The 20,653-nt window shown below is 45.0% G+C and carries 14 protein-coding genes; 6 read left to right on the top strand and 8 right to left on the bottom strand.

Translation table 11 applies throughout. From position 1 onward, the window contains the following. Positions 1-318 precede the first annotated feature (318 nt). Positions 319-1,071, bottom strand: coding sequence for a class I SAM-dependent DNA methyltransferase (locus ACVBIK_RS01640; RefSeq protein WP_447168917.1), 753 nt, complete (start codon positions 1,069-1,071; stop codon positions 319-321). A gap of 286 nt (positions 1,072-1,357) precedes the next feature. On the opposite strand from ACVBIK_RS01640, the gene ACVBIK_RS01635 reads away from it, so the two are divergent. Both ACVBIK_RS01635 and ACVBIK_RS01630 read left to right on the top strand, forming a co-directional pair. After that, complete coding sequence (locus ACVBIK_RS01635) at positions 1,358-1,837, top strand: DUF2947 domain-containing protein (protein WP_447163907.1); 480 nt, start codon at positions 1,358-1,360, stop codon at positions 1,835-1,837. 33 nt (positions 1,838-1,870) lie between these two features. Beyond that, complete coding sequence (locus ACVBIK_RS01630; protein WP_447168916.1) at positions 1,871-2,431, top strand: chalcone isomerase family protein; 561 nt, start codon at positions 1,871-1,873, stop codon at positions 2,429-2,431. 24 nt (positions 2,432-2,455) lie between these two features. Here the strand turns inward: ACVBIK_RS01630 and ACVBIK_RS01625 are convergent, their stop codons facing one another. Together ACVBIK_RS01625 and ACVBIK_RS01620 are read right to left on the bottom strand one after the other, a co-directional pair. Continuing rightward, positions 2,456-3,355 (bottom strand): autotransporter outer membrane beta-barrel domain-containing protein, encoded by a 900-nt coding sequence (locus ACVBIK_RS01625; RefSeq protein WP_447161453.1) that lies wholly within the window; start codon positions 3,353-3,355, stop codon positions 2,456-2,458. 231 nt (positions 3,356-3,586) lie between these two features. Next, positions 3,587-4,201: a TetR/AcrR family transcriptional regulator gene (locus tag ACVBIK_RS01620; RefSeq protein ID WP_447161454.1), complete on the bottom strand. Its 615-nt coding sequence runs from the start codon at positions 4,199-4,201 to the stop codon at positions 3,587-3,589. A gap of 193 nt (positions 4,202-4,394) precedes the next feature. On the opposite strand from ACVBIK_RS01620, the gene ACVBIK_RS01615 reads away from it, so the two are divergent. Beyond that, on the top strand, positions 4,395-5,507 hold the full coding sequence (locus tag ACVBIK_RS01615) for an efflux RND transporter periplasmic adaptor subunit (protein ID WP_447161455.1): 1,113 nt from the start codon (positions 4,395-4,397) through the stop codon (positions 5,505-5,507). Between the two features lie 5 nt (positions 5,508-5,512). Continuing rightward, positions 5,513-8,605 carry an efflux RND transporter permease subunit gene (locus tag ACVBIK_RS01610; RefSeq protein WP_447168915.1) on the top strand — a complete coding sequence of 1,031 codons (3,093 nt, stop codon included), beginning with the start codon at positions 5,513-5,515 and terminating at the stop codon, positions 8,603-8,605. A 323-nt stretch (positions 8,606-8,928) separates the two neighbouring features. Here ACVBIK_RS01610 and ACVBIK_RS01605 read toward each other — a convergent pair whose 3' ends face one another. Beyond that, positions 8,929-9,180 (bottom strand): YdcH family protein, encoded by a 252-nt coding sequence (locus tag ACVBIK_RS01605; RefSeq protein ID WP_447161457.1) that lies wholly within the window; start codon positions 9,178-9,180, stop codon positions 8,929-8,931. 218 nt (positions 9,181-9,398) lie between these two features. On the opposite strand from ACVBIK_RS01605, the gene ACVBIK_RS01600 reads away from it, so the two are divergent. Next, a complete protein-coding gene (locus ACVBIK_RS01600) occupies positions 9,399-11,402 on the top strand; it encodes a methyl-accepting chemotaxis protein (protein ID WP_447168914.1) in 2,004 nt (667 codons plus the stop codon). A gap of 243 nt (positions 11,403-11,645) precedes the next feature. Further along, positions 11,646-12,218, top strand: coding sequence for a hypothetical protein (locus ACVBIK_RS01595; RefSeq protein ID WP_447161459.1), 573 nt, complete (start codon positions 11,646-11,648; stop codon positions 12,216-12,218). Between the two features lie 446 nt (positions 12,219-12,664). Here ACVBIK_RS01595 and cydX read toward each other — a convergent pair whose 3' ends face one another. The 4 genes from cydX to purL all read right to left on the bottom strand — a co-directional run bounded on the left by cydX (position 12,665) and on the right by purL (position 20,615). Next, positions 12,665-12,781: a cytochrome bd-I oxidase subunit CydX gene (gene cydX / locus ACVBIK_RS01590; RefSeq protein ID WP_447161460.1), complete on the bottom strand. Its 117-nt coding sequence runs from the start codon at positions 12,779-12,781 to the stop codon at positions 12,665-12,667. A gap of 14 nt (positions 12,782-12,795) precedes the next feature. Next, entirely contained in the window at positions 12,796-13,935 is a 1,140-nt protein-coding gene (cydB, locus tag ACVBIK_RS01585; RefSeq protein ID WP_447161461.1) for a cytochrome d ubiquinol oxidase subunit II, read from the bottom strand. A gap of 15 nt (positions 13,936-13,950) precedes the next feature. Further along, a complete protein-coding gene (locus ACVBIK_RS01580; RefSeq protein WP_447161462.1) occupies positions 13,951-15,507 on the bottom strand; it encodes a cytochrome ubiquinol oxidase subunit I in 1,557 nt (518 codons plus the stop codon). 1,226 nt (positions 15,508-16,733) lie between these two features. Further along, the gene (purL, locus tag ACVBIK_RS01575) at positions 16,734-20,615 is read right to left on the bottom strand and encodes a phosphoribosylformylglycinamidine synthase (protein WP_447163937.1); all 3,882 of its coding nucleotides are present in this window, start codon (positions 20,613-20,615) and stop codon (positions 16,734-16,736) included. Between the last annotated feature and the right edge of the window lie 38 nt (positions 20,616-20,653).

Below are 20,653 nucleotides of genomic sequence, written 5' to 3'. Positions count from 1 at the left end.
AACTCAAGATAACACCGTAAGATATTGATAAATAAAGATTCGTTAACTTTCATCTATTTTAATTAATGTCGTCAAAGCTTTCCTGTGGGGAGACCATATACACTCATTTGTATATGCAATTCAATAAGCACTACCGTCTTAAACGTTTCAGTATCTAAAATAAAATTTCGCTAGATTAAACAAGCTTAAGCTAAGTCGGTTGTTTACGATGGGGCTTTGAGCATGCACTTTATCTATTCACGTTCTGCTTTACGCGCAGGATCATTTTTCATTTAAGTTTGCTCAAATAATACTGCGCGGCGAATATTATCGCGATGACTAGATTTTCACACAGGCAAAAATAGCGTTGCCTGAAATGCCATCCCAAGGCGTCAGCCTGTCGTAGTCATGTTCAAGGATATGCACTTCAAAGTAAGGCTGCAGTAACTGCTGCAATTGTGCAAATCCGACCGCGACCATAGGGTGTTCATCTTGCCAAGACTGGGTGATATCACCGGTTGTTTTTTGAATGCTGAGTTTAAGCGCCTGTTTTTCACCGTCACCCGAGTAATACCAACCTGAGCTAAACACAAACTGACTGTCTTCATGAGCTGCGCTATGGCTAACCACTGAGCTGTTGTCTATTCGGGTCTTTTTTACGGCGTTAAAACAAAACATACCGCCCGTTGCTAACGCACGATGTACGCTGCTAATGCACTCTTTCAGTTTTTCAATACCATCGCTGTAGTGGATGGAATACAGAAAACAGGTGATCAAGTCTAATGGCTCATCGACCGTGAAATTGGCCATGTCATGACACACAAAATCGGCTTCAGGGCAACGTAGCTTAGCAATATCGAGCATCGGCTGATTGATATCTAGGCCGCTACTTTGAAATCCATTTTCAATAAAATATTGAACATGGGGACCTGTACCACAGGCTAAGTCGAGATGGCGGACGCCTCTATTGCCGAATAATTGATGCAGACGGCGAATGCAGTCACTTTGTGCTTGATAGTTAATATCGGCACACATCAAATCATAATAACCAGACAGGTCGGTGTATAGAGCGTTAGTTTGCGTTGTCAGCAAGGAGGTTTACCGTGAATTTTTTGGGTGGCGCATACTATACTAATTGTCGATATTTGCGAAGCAGATATAAAGGCACATTGTCGACTTGGCTTACAAAATAGTTAATTTTAGCCGAAAGCTTCAGTAATATTGAGGCTTACGTATAGCCTACAACTCACTCACTTCCCCTTTCTACTTAAATATTCATAAGCTGTAATAAAAAAACATTCATGCCGCTGCTATTGCTGTCTCTTGCAAGGTATAATGCCGCCGTTCTCACCTAAAATACCGTTTCAAGAGAGGCTCTGTGGCACATACTTATATTCCATTTGAACAATACAAACGTAAATGGATTTTTAATCATAAAGACCTTCCTGTTACCGATGAAGACAAGGCGCTTATTTTGCCGCTTGATCAGAAGTCATCAATGGAAGTTTGGAATAAGTGGATAAGCAACAAAAGTAGCCGCACAGAACAGTTCACTAAAGGTGACTGGGCAGCTAAAGACACTGCTTGGGTGTTAACCGAACACTGGCAAAGTGCTTGGGATAGTGAAGATCCTGCTTTACCTGAAGGTTTTAGCGAGCATTTTGATTGGGCTGACGACGCCCCCGTATATTTCTGTTACGACAAGTACCAAGTGATTGAAACTCGCTGGGATGTATTTGTGCGTAACTGGAAGTCTTTCCTGTTCTTTGATGATGGTCCACTGCTGATCTCTGCAAAGCAAAAGCAGACAGCACTATTTCACCAAAATGGTCAGTTCCAGTTAGGTTCTCGTGGCTAATTGCCGGCCGTTACCTACCATTTCGAGGTTATTATGAAGTTCATTTCGACCCTATTATTAGCAACCAGTGTGTTGGTTTCATCGTCATTGCAGGCTAAAGAGGTTTCTGGCGTTCAGTTAGATGACTCAATCAATATCGCCAGCCAAACATTGGTGCTCAATGGCGCAGGTGTGCGCAGTAAGTTCTTTATCGACTTGTATGTTGGCAGCTTATATGTGCCAACAGCCCTCGACTCTGCCCAAGCGGTACTTGATGCGCCAAGCGCTGCCGTTCGTCTTAATATCACTTCGGGTATGATCACCGCCGATAAGATGAAAGATGCCATCACCGAAGGTTTTTCTGATGCAACTGACGGCAATACCACGCCAATAGCCGCTCAAATCGAGCAATTTATGGGGCTATTTAGCGCTGAAATTGTTGAAGATGACCAATTTACCTTATTAGCCGATAAAGCTACCGGCGTCACCGCGTACAAAAATGGTCAAGCTCAAGCAACCATTGCGGGTGAAGACTTTCGTCAGGCATTGCTAAAGATCTGGTTAGGTAAAGAGCCTGCCCAGAACAGCTTGAAAGAAGCCATGCTGGGCCAATAGCAGCCACTTGTAGACGATAAATAGTTAAAACTTAAATGTGACATCCAGGGCGGCTGCGCCTTGGTTGTCGATATCCTCAACACTGTTTTGCGGATTGAGCTCTAACTCACCATTAAAGAAATACCCCGCATAGGCATTAACGCTTACAGAGCGCGAGATATCCCAGCCGACTCTTGCAAAGCTTACCCACTCGTCAATTTCTGCAGTATTTTGTTTATCGGCAATTAAGAAACGATTAGTGCGTTTAGATGCCCCAAGGCCGACGTTCCAATCAGATGCCAGCTGATAGCTAAGCTCTAAGCCTGCCGGTCCACTAAAACCTGCTGAGAATGGATTTCCGAGTTTCAAGTTTTCAGTGATCTGCCAGTTAACTGCAATAAACGGTACGGTTCTAACTTCATCAATATCATTCAGATACGCGACCCCAATACCTAATACATTTCCCGAGTCAAAACGATACATACCGGATAACACGGCACCATAACTTTGTGCATTACTCGATGATGCGCTGTCGGCATATGCATACTGCAACTTTGGCGCAAGCATGAACATCCAGTTTTTGTTGGGACGATAAGAGAGAGATAAACTCGCTTTGTAACGTTCAATCTTATCCCAGGTTTGAGTGCTATCTTTTAGACGTGCCGAGCGCCAATCATAATCTAAATTATCATAACCAACACCCGCACCTATCGACCACTGCTTACTGAGGCGCATATTAGCTTTAAAATCAAACATCCACTGGTCACGCTGTAACTCATTACCGTCATCACCAACAGATGCTGTGCCCGTTGTTATCCTTGAAGCACTTAATGTAAAAGGGCTCGGTCGATAAGATGATGGTTTCCCGTTCTCTTTAGCTAATACTGTTGGGGACACAATCAATGTTGATAAGGCAAGTACGCTCACTGCCAGAGGCTTTTTCATATTGCTAACTCCATTAGCTAATCATTATTCAGGCAACATGTAATAACACTAGTTCATTGCAACTCTACCTTACGATAAAGCTTAGCTACAGGATCATTTTGTATCTAATTAATCGTTTATAGCATTCGTTCATAGCATTAGTTCATCACGAGCACTCATCGCAATGGCTCGGTTATTACTAAAGCGGAACGACCCTAATAACAAAGAGCTAAAGCGCCTTGTTATTTATCCTTAACTGACTTTATAAGCCCTTAAGAACATCTCTACCGTCTCGTTAATGTACTGCTCACGTTCGGCAAGTAAATCACTCACGTCTAAGCCAAGATCAAGTCTCATACGTACCTCACCAAAAATCATCAAACAAAGGCGCACCGCGCAATGCTGAGGATGATTGAACTCATACACACCAAGTGTAGAAACCCGTGTTAAATAGTCTCGCAATAAACCTAAAATATGCTTAGGCCCCGCGCTATAGAATAACTGTGAGATCTCTGGGTGCGAGTCAGCTTGTGACACGCAAGCTTTAAAAACGGTGACAGCTTCGGGGCTGGTTATCACCTCGCCAAAGTGTTTGGCAAACAAAGATAAGCTGGCCTCTGGCGTTGATGGATCTGACAACAACTCTTGATTGACCCCATGTACTAGGCACTTAGACTCAATCGATGCAACGAAGAGATCGTCTTTACAGCCAAAATGAGAGTACACCGTTTGTTTCGACACCCCCGCTAACTTAGCCACTTCATCCATGCTGGTATTGGGAAAACCCTGCTCGCAAAAGAGATCTTTTGCAGCCTGCAAGATCTGCTCACGCTTTTGCTCACTTCGACTCAATACTGGTGAATTCATAAAGGGCTTCACTCCTGCGGTAGGCCTTGTTGGTAAATCACTCGTGCTATTTAAGCATAAGATGGACTACCCAGTCCATTTAGCACGCAAATGGACTGGACAGTCTAGTTTTGAATCACTAGACTAGGCAGTCTAGTTTAACCAATTTTTAACCTAATGCACTAAATTGCGTTACCAATACAGGCTGAAAGTAATGAATATCAAAAGAGTTATAACTCGTCGTAAGCTGCTACTTAGCTTAGTTGTAGTCACTCTATTGCCAGCATGCCAGGACTCATCGGTCGAGCAAGCTGCTACGCCAAGTTATCAGTCTGTTAATGCAGAGGTGTTAAATCTCAGTGAGGGCTATGAATTTGTTCAAGAATTTTCAGGTACCATTCGTGCTGGTAACACCACTGGTATAGGTTTTGAACTGGCGGGGAAAATTAATACCTTAGCCGTTGATAGTGGTGACAGAGTCAAACAAGGCCAGCTACTGGCAAAACTCGATACTCGCCTGTTAATGGCTGAAAAAAATGAGTTAGATGCAAGTCTCTCGCAAAACAAAGCTGACGTAGACTTAGCTAAGGCCACATTAGACAGAAGCCTAGGGTTGCAACAACAAGGCTATGTATCAGAGCAGCAGCTTGATGAACTCAAAGGCCAACTGAGCAGTTTACTGGCAGCCAAAAATCGCTTACATGCGTCATTACTTGCTAACCAATTAAAAATTGAAAAGTCAGACTTACTCGCCCCCTTTGATGGCGTTATTAGCAAGCGAAGCCATAACTTAGGTGAGGTCATCGGTGTCGGCAGCCCAGTTTTCACCATCATAGAGCAAAATAATGTTCAGGCGTATGTAGGGGTGCCAGTCGAAATAGCCAATAACTTGGTGGCAGGTCAAGGTGTCGACTTAAGAGTCAGGCAGCAACACTACCCTGCAAGCATTGCTGGTATTGGTGCCGAGCTAAACCCAGTGACTCGCACAGTTGAAGTGAGGCTGACTCTGCCCGCTGACGCTAATGTTATTAACGGTGAGCTAAGTTACTTAAACTACGATAAAACCATCATCAATCAAGGCTATTGGGTGCCGATAAGTGCATTAACCGATGGTGTGCGCGGATTATGGAATATTTATGTCCTGACTCAAACTGATGAACCACTGTTTAGCATCGAACGTCGGGATGTTGAGATCATCTATACCGCTAAAGATAAAGCCTTTATCAATGGCGCGGTTAGCCCTAATGAACAATACGTCTCACAAGGGTTACATAAACTGGTCGCGGGTCAATTGGTCACTCGCCAAACTCAGCTCGTGACGAGGTAACGCAGATGGTTAAGTCATTAGTTGAAAATGGACGCCTAATCAGTCTGATCATAGCCCTGCTGATTGTCGCAGGCTTTGGCGCAATATCTAGCCTGCCACGTATGGAAGATCCTGAGATCACCAACCGCTTTGCATCGGTGATCACTCATTATCCTGGCGCCTCTGCCGAGCGAGTTGAAGCATTAGTTACCGAGGAACTTGAAAGTGAGCTGAGACGGCTTGAAGAGTTAAAGCTGGTGCAGTCCACATCAAGACCCGGGATTTCTGTCATCCAACTTGAATTAAAAGACAGTGTGATTGAAACCGCGCCCGTATGGTCTAGAGCACGAGATTTAATCGCCGATGCCAAAGGCCTGCTGCCCGTTACAGCGCAAAACACCACCTTAGATGACCAACTCGGTTACGCTAATACCGCTATACTCGGTATCGTTTGGCGCGGTGGCGGCGAAGTGCGTACCGATATGCTTAACCGCTACGCTAAAGAATTGCAAAGTCAGCTACGGCTACTCAGTGGCACCGATTTTGTTAACATCTATGGCCAACCAACTGAAGAGATCTTGGTCCAGCTGGACGGTAATAAAGTTAACCAGTTAGCCCTATCAGCGCAGTCTATCGCACAAATTTTACAAAATGCCGATGCCAAGGTGTCAGCTGGTGAAATCAATAACGACAACTTTCGCGCGCTCATCGAAGTCTCCGGTGAACTTGACTCGATTGCACGCATCGGCCAAGTGCCGTTAAAAGTTACCGAGAATGGGCAGATAATCCGTTTAGGTGACATTGCACACATTAGTCGTCAACCCAAAGAACCCGCCAACAGCATTGCGCTAATAGAGCAACAACAAGGCGTGATGGTCGCCGCAAGAATGCTCAGTAACACCCGTGTCGACCTTTGGCTTGAACAAGTTAGGCTGTCAGTTAATGAGTTACAAAGCAGTATTCCTGCCAATATCGAGATTGAGTGGCTATTTGACCAAGAAGGTTACACCACAGATAGACTAAGCGATTTAGTGGGCAGCTTATTATTAGGCTTTGTGATTATCTTAGTGGTGTTGATGCTGACACTCGGACTGAGAAATGCCCTTATAGTCGCATTGTCATTGCCTCTCACCGCGCTTTTCACCTTAGCCTGTATGAAATATATTGGCCTACCAATCCACCAAATGTCGGTCACAGGTCTTGTGGTCGCGCTGGGTATTATGGTCGATAACGCCATTGTGATTGTTGATGCCATCTCTCAGCGCCGCCAAAAAGGCATGGATAGTCTCAGTGCAGTGAAAGAAACCTTGCAGCACCTATGGTTACCTTTAGCTGGCTCAACCATTACCACCATGCTCGCCTTTGCGCCAATTGTGTTAATGCCTGGCGCTGCCGGTGAGTTTGTTGGCGGCATTGCTATCTCGGTCATGTTTGCCTTACTCGGCTCTTTTATTATCTCGCATACGATTATTGCAGGTCTTGCCGGCCGCTTTGGCGCTGATGGCAAAGGCACTCACTGGTATCACCACGGTATTAACTTACCCTTTATGAGCAATGCCTTTAGGCAAACATTGACGCTTGCGTTATCACGCCCTTTGCTAGCAGCTGTGGTCATCGGCGTATTACCCGTGATGGGCTTTATCGCCGCAGGCAAGATGACCGAGCAATTTTTTCCGCCATCTGACAGAGATATGTTTCAAATTGAAGTCTATCTCGCTCCGCAAGCCAGTATTAGCAATACCCGAGCGCAAGTGGCAAAAATCGATGCTAACTTACGCCAAACGGATGGCATAACTCGAATTGATTGGGTCGTCGGCGGCAATGTGCCCTCTTTCTATTACAACCTATTACAGCGCCAGCAAGGGGCGAGTAATTATGCCCAGGCTATGGTAAAAGCCCGAGATTTTGCTACCGCAAATCAGTTGATCCCTCAGCTGCAAATTTCACTCGATAAACAGTATCCAGGCGCACAAATTATTGTGCGTAAGCTCGAGCAAGGTCCACCATTTAATGCCCCTGTAGAGGTGCGTATTTTTGGCCCCAATCTTGACCAGCTTAAGCTACTTGGCGAGCAAGTTCGCAAAGCGTTATCGGATACTCAAGATGTTATCCATACCCGTGCCACCCTAAGTGCTGGGGCGCCCAAAGTCTGGTTCCAGATCAATGAAGACGCCAGCTTAATCAGCGGTCTGTCATTAACCGATATCGCTAAACAGATAGAAATGGCCACCACTGGTATTAAAGGCGGCAGTATTTTGGAGCAAACTGAATCCCTGCCGGTGCGCGTTAGATTGGGTGACAGCACCCGCGAGCAACAAACCAAACTGTCGGCTATCACGCTAGTGTCGGGTCAAGGTACTGGTATCCCGTTATCGGCGATTTCAAGCAGTCAAATTGAGGTGAGCCGCGGCGCGATCCCTAGACGTGATGGCCAGCGAGTCAACGTGATTGAAGCTTACATTACAGCTGGCGTATTACCACAAACTGTAGTGGATAATGTGAATGCTAAACTCGACGCAATTGAGCTGCCTAGTGGCTACCGCCTAGAGCTCGGTGGTGAAAGTGCTAAACGTAATGAGGCGGTAGGCAACTTAATGTCTAATCTGGTCCTTGTGATCACTCTGCTGTTGGCCACGGTAGTATTGTCGTTCAACTCGTTTAGACTCACTGGGATCATTTTATTTAGCGCCATTCAGTCTGCAGGCTTAGGCCTACTCGCGGTATATACATTTGGTTATCCGTTTGGCTTTACAGTGATTATCGGTTTATTAGGTTTAATGGGGCTTGCGATTAATGCGGCTATCGTCATTTTAGCCGAGCTTGAAGAGGTGCCAGCCACGCGAAATGGCGATACCCACTTGATTGTCGAACTTGTCTCCAGCTGTGGCCGCCATATCGGTTCAACGACCATTACAACCATTGGTGGATTCCTGCCGTTAATCATTGCAGGAGGCGGTTTTTGGCCGCCCTTTGCCATTGCGATAGCTGGCGGAACCTTACTGACGACCTTACTTTCATTAGTATGGGTGCCAACAATGTATTACTTGATTATGCGGCCTAAGAAAGTTAAACAGCTAAGCCCAAATGCCCCGCTAGCAAGTGGCGAAGTCAGTCGTTAACGGTTTGTTCCTCGGTATTGAGCATCACTCCCTTACTCACATAAGTAATGGGAGTGGTTATATTAAGAAGAGTACTGCAAGAACGACTCATTCAAGGGCATTCAGACTGATGCGATGAGTATTCAAGTGAGATTAAAAAGAGATTTCAACACTATTCAAACACGATTTAACGGCTATAACATATAGCCGTGTATAAGAAGTCGCTGTGGAAGCATAGCAGTTGAACATCAAAGCTAAGTTAATCTAATACACATCAAAGCTAATCATCAAAGCTAATCATCAAAGCTAATCATCAAAGCTAATCATTAGAGCTAAGTGCACAATTAAGCTAATTTGGAGTGTGCGACTAATATCTGATAGATTTGATCCTTAAGTGCCACCCGCTCCGCCTTTAACGCCATAAAGTGCGCATCACTGGTCGGCACTTCATTTTCTTCAAAACCACGAATTTGATGATCGAGTTGATGATATCGTTTCGCTAACACGCAAAATGCTTTATTGCGGCTCTTAAGCTCAATAATCGCTGACAAGTATTCTGGAAACTCGTGGGTCAGCAAGTGGTTTTCACCCAACATATTTCTCTCCTTATTATGTATTCATTATTATGCAACCAGTAGACATTATCGTCGTTAGCTTAACGCTTAGCTAGCGATCGCAGTTATTTCACATCCTGCTTACTGTAAAGATATCTTTAGCCAATTTGTTATCAATGGTTAACTTATAGACCTGCATCAATTCTTTTTAAAAAGAATTCAATTACATTGACTTAACCCTCAGCAAAAATTGAAACTGTATGAACTATAAGAATTGGCCGATTGCTAAGCAAATTGGCATGCTTGCTTTATTACTCACCGTACTCATTTTTGGCTTTCTTGGCTGCGTTTCCTATTTAACCGCATCAGATGTGTTAAGAGATAAGGGCATTAGCGCGATGCAGGCTCAAACCAAAGGCACTGCAGATTTAATCGAGCTGCAATACGAGAGTCTATTATCGCTCGCCAAGCGTAATGCTGACGTGTTTCGCGCCATGTATCCTGGTAACTTCCATAAACCAGATAAAACGGTCCGAGTCATGGGAGTTGAAACGCCAGCGCTCAGGCATGAAAGGGAGCAAATTAACGCCTCTAAGAGTAAAGTCGACCGCTACTCTAACTTAACTGGCGGCAACGCAACCGTATTTGTTCGCGAAGCTGAGAACTTTATCCGCATCTCGACTTCGTTAAAAAAGTCTGATGGTAAACGGGCATTAGCGACCTACCTTGATAAACAGCATCCTGCTTACAATGCCATGCTAAAGGGCAATGACTATGAAGGTTATGCTCAGCTGTTTGGTAAAGACTACATGACTATCTACCGCCCAATTAAAGATAGTAGTGGCAGCGTAATCGGCATTTTATACATAGGCTTCGATATCAGTGGTTCATTAGCACAATTACGCGGTGCGATTAATAAGCTCCAGTTAGAAGAGTCTGGCCACTATTTGTTAGTACGTAAATTAGACCACACCATAGTCGCTCATCCAAAGCACTCTGCTGGTAGCAAAGTCAACACTGACATCCTTGATGGGATAACCCTAGAGCAAGCTCTAACTCACCTTGGCTCGTGGGAATATACCAATAGTAAGGGAGAAACCGCTTATGCCTATACCATCGATATCCCAGGCTGGAACTGGTCGCTGATTGGGCAAGTGGATGGCGCAGAGCTTAACGAAGAAAGTGTTACCTTACTCAACATTAATATGGGCGTGTCGTTAATCGGCATGATGGTCATTACCTTGCTGTTGTCTTTGGTTCTGGTTCGAGCTCTCAAACCACTTGGAACATTACAAAATCAGCTTGAAAAGCTGGGTTCGGGCGATCTGTCCCAACACTTTGCTGCTAGCGAGGCTAACAGCAAAAATGAGGTAGATTTAATCACTAACAGTACCGCTAAGATGGCGACGAATCTCAGGGAACTTATATTAGCTTTGCAGCAGTCGGTCACCGCACTGCAAACACATTCTAACCACACTCAAGAGACCGCTCGTTTAAATGGTGAAGAAGCACAATCCTTAATGGCACAAACAGACCAAATCGCCACAGCCATCGAAGAGATGTCAGCCTCTGTACGCGATGTTGCTAACCATGCAAATGAAGGTGCGAGCATGAGCCAGCGAGTCGATGATGCAGCCAAAGGTGGGCAAGCCCTTCTTAATGACTTAGTTAATGGCCTACAAAGCCTAAGTAATCAACTGACTGATAGCCACAATAGTGTCGAAGTGGTCAATAAAGAGAGTCAAGCAATCAGCCAAGTTACCGAAGTCATTAACAGCATTGCCGAGCAGACCAACCTGCTTGCACTAAATGCAGCCATTGAAGCGGCGAGAGCGGGTGAGCAAGGTCGAGGTTTTGCCGTCGTCGCCGATGAAGTGCGCACCCTAGCGCAGCGAACTCAAACGTCTATAGCCGAGATAGGAAAAACCATTACTCAGCTGCAGTCTCAAGTGAAACTGACTGCTGGGCAGATGAACCAAAGTAATGAGCTTGGTGATGCCTCTGCCGCTCAAGGTAATGAAGCGATTGTACAGCTTATAGAGATCAACAGCAGCATTGCAGAACTCGCCACAACAGCCAGTAGTATTGCCAGTGCGACAGAGCAACAAAGTGCTGTAGCCGAAGAGATCACTCGCAATCTACATCAAATTACCGAACTTGCTAGAGACGGCGAACAACGCGCTGGAGACAGTGTCGATTCAGCTGAAAGCTTAGCTTCTATTGCCAATGAGATTAATACTAAGATCAGCGTGTTTAAGGCGTAATGTTTCAGCCAAGAGCACAATGACTCATCAATGAAGTCACAAAGGCAGCCGAGAGAGCTGCCTTTTTCTTTGTTCAAACAAGCCAAAGACACATGCTATAGCTCTGATTTTAAATATATTTAACTGATTAACTGCTAGATTTTTTAACTAACAGCGTTCTATAATCCGGCCACATTCATGTATAACAGTGTTGTTTCACAATACTGTTATACAACACAACGACCATTCATATTGAGTACCTATATGTTACGCAACTTTTTCATCGTTTGTTTCATCTTGATTATGGCCGGCTGTGCCAGTCCGCAAATTAATTCGGTCCAGGGTAAGAAATTACTGATCATTGCCGGTGAAGGACTCAATACCACCTATGAAGATAGCCCCGCCGCAAATGGTTTTCTTTTTGAAGTAGGTAAAACCTTTGCCACAGATCTTGGTCATAAACTGGAAGAGTTTGGCTTTGAGTCTTATCTGTTTGTCAGCAAAGACTCGGCGACCTATAAGCAAGAGTATCAACGCGCAGTAAACCGCTTGATGACCGACGAAACCATTGATGGTGTCGCTGAAATAAAAGTGCTGCATACTAAAAATGATAAGGTTAATGAAATTGCAGTTTACGCAACGTATTTCACTACTGATCTGATGGTCAAAGGCTGCGATCTACGCACCTCTAAAAATTGTTATAGCGTCAAAGAGCTAGACAAAATAGGCGATAAAATCTATCAAATTGTCGACCAAAAAACTGAGCAGTTTAATGACACACCCGTATCAGAAATGGTAATGGACACCTCGCTGTTTATCTATCGCGCCGAGCTATAATAATTGACTCATTGACATGTTCTGCCACTAGGCTTCGGCTGAAGCCTAGTAATCCTTTACTTTCCCTTAGCCTGTACCAGCCTTTCTTAGCACCTTCTTTTACCATCTCAGCTTACCCTTAAAAGATTGATGGGCTGAGGCTCAACCTACAATAAACAAGAGTTAGGCTTTACTCCTTACCTACCCAGCTTATACCGTTTTAGCTTGCATCATCTTAGCTAGTATTATCTTAGCTCGTATCATCTTAGCTTTCCGTAAGTGAGCCAGCGAACGTTCCGTCAAGCGTAAGGCCGTAGGCCGCTCCGCTTTCATCGTCTTTGCTTTCACCGTCTCAGCTTTTCCTAGCTCCTAGAACCTGCTTTCCCTAGCACCTGTTTTTACCTTCTTTAAAAACAAAAAGCCCCGCATTAGCGGGGCTCTTACTTAACCATTCAACTGTTTAAAGATTAATCTTCTTTTTCAGCGTCACGGTCCATATTCTCAGTCGTTTCAAGCCATAGAGCATTGATAATACCGAAAGAACAGGCTAACAATACGCCTAAAATCCAAGCAAAATACCACATAATCTAGGCTCCTATTAGTAAAGTGAGGTCTTGTTCTTTTCGATGAAGTCGCGAGATAAACGACCAAACATCTTCAAGTAAGTCCAAACAGTGTAGCTAAGTACAATCGGTACAAAGATGATTGCAGCCCATGTCATCACGGTTAGTGACATCTCACTCGCTGTCGAATCCCACATAGTCAAACTGACGTTTGGCTCTAGTGAAGATGGCATAACGAATGGGAACATTGCTGCGCCACACGTTAGAATAACCGCTGCAATACCTACTGAGCTAAAGAAGAACGCAAAACCTGAACGGTTAATGCGGCTACATAGCAATACTAAAATAGGCATAAGTAGGCCAATCACTGGGAACGCCATAGTCAGTGGATACTTATCGTAGTTCACTAACCAAGCGCCTGCTTCAACAGCAACTGTTTTAAGGGTTGGGTCAGAAACGCCATACGTGTCGATAGCTGAAGTAATCACGTAACCGTCAATACCATTCACTAACCACACACCCGCAGCGCCGAAGAATACGAATAGTGCTACAGATAGCAACTGCGACATCTTAGCAGCGCGTTCGCGTAGCTCGCCTTCTGTCTTCATTTGTAGCCAGGTTGAGCCCTGTAGCATAAACATGCTCACGCTCACTAGGCCAGCTAGAATACCAAAGCCATTTAGTAAACCGAAGAAACCGCCGTGGTATGTCGCACGCAAGTATTCGTCAAAGTTAAACGGAACACCTTGTAGCAAGTTACCAAACGCAACACCGATGATTAGTGGCGGAACAAAACCACCCACAAACAGTGCCCAGTCCCAAGACTTACGCCATCTTGGATCTTCAATCTTTGAACGGTAGTCAAAACCTACAGGGCGTAGGAATAATGCAAACAGTGTTAACATCATTGCCACGTAGAAACCTGAGAAAGACACGCCGTAGACCATAGGCCAAGCTGCGAACAATGCACCACCCGCGGTGATCAACCAAACTTGGTTACCATCCCAATGCGGTGCAATAGAGTTAATCATGATACGGCGATCAGTGTCGTCTTTACCGATAATCGGTAATAAGGCACCCACACCCATATCGAAGCCATCTGTGACAGCGAATCCGATGAAAAGCACACCAATCAGTGCCCACCAGATAAATCTTAACATTTCATAATCAAACATAATCAGATCTCCAGTTTAGGCATCAAGCTTTTCAAAGTGATAGCGACCCGTCTTCAAACAGCTTGGGCCAATACGCGCGAACTTAATCATTAGATAAAGCTCAATCACTAGTAAGATTGAATAAAATAGCGTGATAGAAATAATACTGAACATTAAATCGCCTACAGACAAGCTAGAGGCTGACATAAATGTCGGCAGTACTTCAGAAATCGTCCAAGGTTGACGGCCGTATTCAGCCACAAACCAACCACACTCAATCGCAATCCACGGTAGTGGTAAGCTGTAAAGTGCCGCTTTAAGAACCCATTTCTTCTCTTCGATTTGATGACGCGTGCTCTGCCAAAATGCAGCAGCAAACACTAATAACATCACCATACCGGCACCAACCATGACACGGAAAGACCAGAACATAGGTGCTACGTTTGGAATCGAGTCATTAGCCGCGGCTTTGATTTGCTCTTCTGTTGCGTCAGTCACTTTGTCAGTGTAACGCTTCAGTAGTAAGCCATAACCTAAGTCAACTTTAGCGTCTTCAAATGCCGCTCTAACTTCAGGCGTTTCATTACCGTTACGCAATTGCTCAAGCAGACCGTATGCAACCATACCGTTACGAATACGCACTTCATGCTCTGCAATTAAGTCCTTGATACCCGTTACTTGCTCATCAAGTGAACGAGTGGCAATGATACCCATAGCATAAGGAATTTTGATTGCGTAATCAGTGTGCTGGGTTTCCTGATTAGGGAAACCTACTGCAGTAAAGGCTGCTGGAGCAGGCTCAGTGTGCCACTCAGCTTCAATTGCTGCTAACTTAACACGTTGTACTTCACCCACCTTGTAGCCTGACTCGTCACCAAGAACGATTACAGACAAGATAGATGCCATACCGAAACTTGCAGCAATCGCAAACGAGCGACGTGCAAATGGTAAGTCACGCTTCTTCAAGATGTAGTAAGCACTGATTGCTAGAACGAACATCGCACCGGCTACATAACCTGACGCTACAGTGTGAACAAACTTCACCTGCGCAACTGGGTTAAAGAGTACTTCGCCCCAGCTGGTCATTTCCATACGCATGGTTTCGTAGTTGAATGTGCTACCCACTGGGTTTTGCATCCAGCCGTTAGCCACTAAGATCCACAATGCTGACATGTTAGAACCTAGCGCAACTAACCAGGTTACCGCCAAATGTTGGCGTTTACTGAAACGATCCCAACCGAAGAAGAACATACCGACTAAGGTAGACTCTAGGAAGAACGCCATTAGGCCTTCGATAGCAAGTGGAGCACCAAAGATGTCACCGACGTAGTGCGAATAGTATGACCAGTTAGTTCCGAACTGGAACTCCATCGCCAAACCAGTTGCAACGCCAAGTGCAAAGTTGATACCGAATAACTTACCCCAGAACTTGGTCATATCTTTATAGATTTGCTTATTGGTCATCACATAAAGTGATTCCATAATGGCTAGCAAGAATGCTAACCCCAAGGTCAAGGGAACAAATAGGAAGTGATACATGGCTGTCATCGCAAACTGAAAACGCGACAGCTCAACAACCTCTTCTAAAATCATTTGTGACTCCTTAGGTGGTGCGTCAAATCACTTTCGTTAGATCCCCATCAACGAGAGTGACTGCCTATATAGGAATATTAATGCAGTAAAATAGTTAGGTTTTATAACAAAACCCCAACTTCAACCGCGCTTCGTTGTTTAATTCATAAATTTTGTATTTTAAAGCCAAAAACACTAGCAAGCCCACGCTTGCGATCACATTTTTAATGGCCGTTGTGACTTCCTTCTCGAAAACGCAAATAAAGAATAAACAAATTAGTTAATATCAGTCACTTGCAATACGAAATAAGGTTATCCGCAGTGTTTTTATACCATTCAAAATTGATTCAAATCAATCAAAGCATTCGGTTTCAACGGGTTTTGAGGTGAAGCACACAGTTCCACCATGAAGACCGTTGACAGCATAAAACACTCATGATAGGAGCGATTCAAAAGTGAACAAAGTAGACAGTTTTAGCTAATAAGCAGTTATTTCACACCTAACCTTGCAAAACACCATTCTTTAACAAACCCAGCAACAGTAATCATAGTGCAAATAGGTAATGCAAAAATTGAATTTCTACAGTAAAGCCATTTAAAACAACGCTTTACAAAAAAGCCTGCGGAAATTGATTTCAAGACCTACATTTTCGGATAAGTTTTAATAATGTCAAAGTGTAATTTTTCTCGTTTGATCAAAAATTAGACCTCGCCTAAAATGAGCACCAAGTTAAGGAGACAGTCTGATTAACCCGGTGATGTAGCCCGGTAAAGACTTACTCCGCTTATTATTATCAATCTTGGTGGAGATACCATTATGACAAAATTATTCGAGCGTCTAGTTGTTAGCTATCAGCGTGTTTTCGTTGAACTTTATACTTCTAGAGAGCTATAAACACTGCTTTCTAATGCAAGATTTATCTTGAAGTTTTGTTAGCGCAAAGCGGCCCTCCTTAGTAATAAGGGGGGCTTTTTTATGCTTCACTCATTATTCTCGTACCTCATCGAAAAAAGCCCACTACTTTCAAAGACTACTAATAACCTCTGCTTATCGATAAAGCTGCTCTGACTAGGCCAAAACACATTAAATTAGTATTCCATGATTGACTAAACAACCACTAATCTCTTGTTTAGTCAATCTTGTTTACTAAAACACTTACCCATCAAAAATTTCATATAAAAAAAAGCCCCTAAATATTAGAGGCTTTCTTAGTATCAAATCAGTATTACATCAGCATTGATGCATATTACCCGACTGATTTTCTCACGTTGCGGAACATTCTCATCCAAGGGCTATCTTCGCCCCAAGACTCAGGATGCCATGAGTTAGCAACGGTTCTAAATACGCGCTCGGGATGCGGCATCATAATCGTTACTCGACCGTCAGTTGAGCTCAATGCAGTAATCGCATTTGGTGAGCCATTCGGGTTCTGTGGATACTGAGTTGCAATTTGCCCATTACCATCAACATAACGTAGTGCAATCGTACCCGACGCTTCTGCAGCCGCTAACGCTTCAGGCGATGCAAACTCAGCGCGCCCCTCACCATGTGACACAGCGATAGGCATGCGAGAGCCTTCCATACCTTGGAAGAACAAAGATGGACTCTTTTGCACTTCAACTAGGCTAAAGCGGGCTTCAAAACGCTCAGAGCGGTTACGCACAAAGTGTGGCCACAATTCAGTACCAGGAATGATGTCCTTTAAGTTAGACAGCATCTGACAACCGTTACATACACCGAGTGAGAAACTGTCATTACGTTCAAAGAACTGGCTAAACTGCTCACGAGCACGCTCGTTAAACAGAATTGACTTCGCCCAGCCTTCCCCCGCGCCCAGTACGTCACCGTAAGAGAAACCGCCACACGCCACTAAGCCCTGGAACTCCTCTAAGCTAATGCGGCCGCTTAAGATGTCACTCATGTGAACGTCTGTCGCCTCGAAACCTGCGCGATCAAATGCCGCTGCCATTTCAATATGCGAGTTAACGCCCTGCTCACGCAAAATAGCCATCTTAGGCGCTGCGCCTTTTAGGATAAATGGCGCGGCAACGTCTTCACTTGGGTCAAAACTTAAATCAACAGTTAGACCTAAATCGCTAGCGTCTTGCTTAAGCTCGAACTCTTCTTTAGCACACTCTGGGTTGTCACGTAACGCCTGCATGCGATAAGTGGTTTCAGCCCAAATAGTGCGTAGTGAAGTACGGGTTTCAGTTAGTACTTCACGCATCCCATCAAAGATTGCAATGCTGTCGCTATCGTTAAGCTCTGCAACTTTGTGGCAAGGTACGCCAGCCGCAGCAAACTTTTCAGTGATAATCGCAGCGTCTTGACGACGAACTTGAATAACTGCACCTAGCTCTTCGTTAAACAGACGTTCAACGTCAGTACCTGTTAGTGCACTCAAGTCAACATTTAGACCGGTGTGGCCGGCAAATGCCATCTCAACTAAGGTCGTGTAAAGACCGCCATCACTTCTGTCGTGGTACGCAATAATTGATTTATCGGCAATCATTGGCTGAATGGTTTCGAAGAAGCCTTTTAGGGTGGCAGAGTTATCAAGATCTGGCGCGATATCGCCCAGTTCACTGTAAACCTGAGCTAAACAAGAGCCACCTAAGCGATTCTGGCCAAGACCAAGGTCAAGCAGTAACAGGTCTGTTTCGCCTTTATCGGTGCGAAGCTCTGGCGTGACAGTGTTACGCACATCTTGCACCACTCCAAATGCGGTGATAACCAACGACATAGGAGAGGTCACGGTCTTTTGAACGCCGTTATCTTCCCATGCCGTTTTCATCGACATTGAGTCTTTACCCACTGGGATAGTCAAAGACAAATCAGGGCAAAGCTCTTCACCAATGGCTTTTACTGCTTGGTAAAGACCCGCGTCTTCACCTGGATGACCCGCTGGTGACATCCAGTTTGCAGACAGTTTAATGTGCTTAAACGAGCCAATATCAGTACCAGCAATGTTTAAGATTGATTCAGCAACTGCCATACGCGCTGATGCGCCAAAGTCCAGTAGTGCAAGCGGCGTGCGCTCACCCATAGACATCGCTTCACCTGTGTATGAGTCATAGCTTGATGCAGTAACCGCACAATCAGCCACTGGTACCTGCCAAGGGCCAACCATTTGGTCACGATTAACAAGGCCTGTTACCGTTCTATCACCGATAGTGATAAGGAAGGTTTTCTCGGCAATAGTAGGTAAACGCAGTAAACGGTGCGCCGCTTCTTGAACTTCAATCGCGCTTTGGTCAAGCGCGGCAGAGTTAGCTTTAGCACTCACCACATCGCGGCTCATTTTAGGCGCTTTGCCTAATAGCACTTCTAGTGGCAAATCGATTGGGTGGTTTTCAAAGTGCTCATCGCTAAGGACAAGTTCTTTTTCTTCCGTCGCTACGCCAACAACTGCAAATGGAGCGCGCTCACGCTGACAAATTGCGCTGAACAGCTCAATGTTTTCAGGCGCAATTGACATCACGTAACGCTCTTGTGACTCGTTACACCAAATTTCTAATGGGCTCATGCCTGGCTCATCAGAGGGCACTTTACGTAGCTCAAACTTACCGCCACGTTCACCATCATTCACAAGCTCTGGGAATGCATTTGATAGGCCGCCCGCGCCCACATCGTGGATAAACTGAATTGGATTGTCATCACCCATCTGCCAGCAGCGGTCGATAACCTCTTGGCAACGGCGTTCCATCTCTGGGTTTTCACGCTGCACAGAAGCAAAGTCTAAGTCTTCACTCGACTGACCTGAAGTCATTGATGACGCCGCGCCGCCGCCCAAACCGATGTTCATCGCAGGGCCGCCAAGCACTACTAGCTTAGCGCCAACGGTGATCTCACCTTTTTGTACATGCTCTTCACGGATATTACCTAAACCACCCGCCAGCATAATGGGCTTGTGGTAACCACGAACTTCAACACCGTTGTGGCTGTTAACTTCCTGCTCGTAAGTGCGGAAGTAACCCACTAGGGCTGGGCGACCAAATTCGTTATTAAACGCTGCGCCACCAAGTGGGCCCTCGGTCATAATATCAAGTGCGGTTACGATACGATCTGGCTTACCGTAATCAGCTTCCCATGGCTGAACAAAACCTGGGATCTTAAGGTTTGAAACACTAAAGCCTGTTAAACCGGCCTTTGGCTTAGAGCCTCGACCTGTCGCGCCTTCATCACGAATTTCACCGCCGCTGCCCGTTGCTGCACCAGGGTATGGGCTAATAGCTGTCGGGTGGTTGTGAGTTTCAACTTTCATTAAGATGTGCATCGGCTCTGTGTGGTAGCCATAAACACCATCTTGTTTCGGGAAGAAGCGACCGGCTGTTGAGCCTGTCATTACCGCAGCGTTATCTTTATAAGCCGATAATACGTTTTCTGGGGTCTTCTCGAAGGTATTCTTAATCATCTTGAACAAAGACTTTGGCTGCACTTCACCATCGATTGTCCAATCTGCGTTAAAGATTTTATGACGACAATGCTCTGAGTTTGCTTGAGCAAACATCATTAGCTCGATGTCATTTGGGTTACGACCTAGGCGAGTAAAGTTCTCTACTAGATAGTCAATTTCATCATCGGCTAATGCCAAGCCTAGCTTAGTGTTAGCTTGCTCAAGTGCAACTCGACCTTCGCCAAGCACATCAACGCTGGTGAACTTTGCCGGCTCAGTGCGAGCAAACAATACGCTAGCGCTATCAAAATTTGGCAACATTACTTCAACCATACGGTCGTGTAATAGCGCCGTTAACGCTTTAGTTTGTTCGGTAGATAACTCGTCGGCCACAACATAATAGGCAATACCACGCTCTAGGCGCTTAACCTTATTCAGACCACAATTGTGGGCGATATCTGTTGCTTTTGATGACCAAGGAGAGATGGTACCGGGACGGGGGGTGACAAAGTGGAGATAGCCTTCTGGCGTGTGCGCTTCGATAGCGGGGCCGTAGGTTAAGATTTTTTCAAGCTGTTGACTTTCATTTTCATTTAACTGCTCGTTCAAATCAGCTAAATGGATAAACTCGGCATAGATTTGGCGCACTGGCAGTGCTGCCGATTCACAAGCTTGCATCAGCTTCTGTACTCTAAACGCCGAAAGTGCAGGGGCTCCGCGGATGATCTCCATCACGTCTTTTCACCTTATATATTATAATTGCAGGGTCA

This window comes from Shewanella sp. 125m-1 (genome assembly GCF_052977065.1).
This window is presented reverse-complemented; position numbering and strand designations above follow the sequence as displayed.

Excerpts from the sequence above, each read along its gene's own strand:
- ACVBIK_RS01600 (WP_447168914.1), top strand. The coding sequence starts at position 9,399 with ATGAACTATAAGAATTGGCCGATTGCTAAGCAAATTGGCATGCTTGCT.
- ACVBIK_RS01610 (WP_447168915.1), top strand. The coding sequence starts at position 5,513 with ATGGTTAAGTCATTAGTTGAAAATGGACGCCTAATCAGTCTGATCATA.
- ACVBIK_RS01625 (WP_447161453.1), bottom strand. The coding sequence starts at position 3,355 with ATGAAAAAGCCTCTGGCAGTGAGCGTACTTGCCTTATCAACATTGATT.
- purL (WP_447163937.1), bottom strand. The coding sequence starts at position 20,615 with ATGGAGATCATCCGCGGAGCCCCTGCACTTTCGGCGTTTAGAGTACAG.
- ACVBIK_RS01605 (WP_447161457.1), bottom strand. The coding sequence starts at position 9,180 with ATGTTGGGTGAAAACCACTTGCTGACCCACGAGTTTCCAGAATACTTG.
- cydX (WP_447161460.1), bottom strand. The coding sequence starts at position 12,781 with ATGTGGTATTTTGCTTGGATTTTAGGCGTATTGTTAGCCTGTTCTTTC.
- ACVBIK_RS01630 (WP_447168916.1), top strand. The coding sequence starts at position 1,871 with ATGAAGTTCATTTCGACCCTATTATTAGCAACCAGTGTGTTGGTTTCA.
- ACVBIK_RS01620 (WP_447161454.1), bottom strand. The coding sequence starts at position 4,201 with ATGAATTCACCAGTATTGAGTCGAAGTGAGCAAAAGCGTGAGCAGATC.
- ACVBIK_RS01615 (WP_447161455.1), top strand. The coding sequence starts at position 4,395 with ATGAATATCAAAAGAGTTATAACTCGTCGTAAGCTGCTACTTAGCTTA.
- cydB (WP_447161461.1), bottom strand. The coding sequence starts at position 13,935 with ATGTTTGATTATGAAATGTTAAGATTTATCTGGTGGGCACTGATTGGT.
- ACVBIK_RS01580 (WP_447161462.1), bottom strand. The coding sequence starts at position 15,507 with ATGATTTTAGAAGAGGTTGTTGAGCTGTCGCGTTTTCAGTTTGCGATG.
- ACVBIK_RS01595 (WP_447161459.1), top strand. The coding sequence starts at position 11,646 with ATGTTACGCAACTTTTTCATCGTTTGTTTCATCTTGATTATGGCCGGC.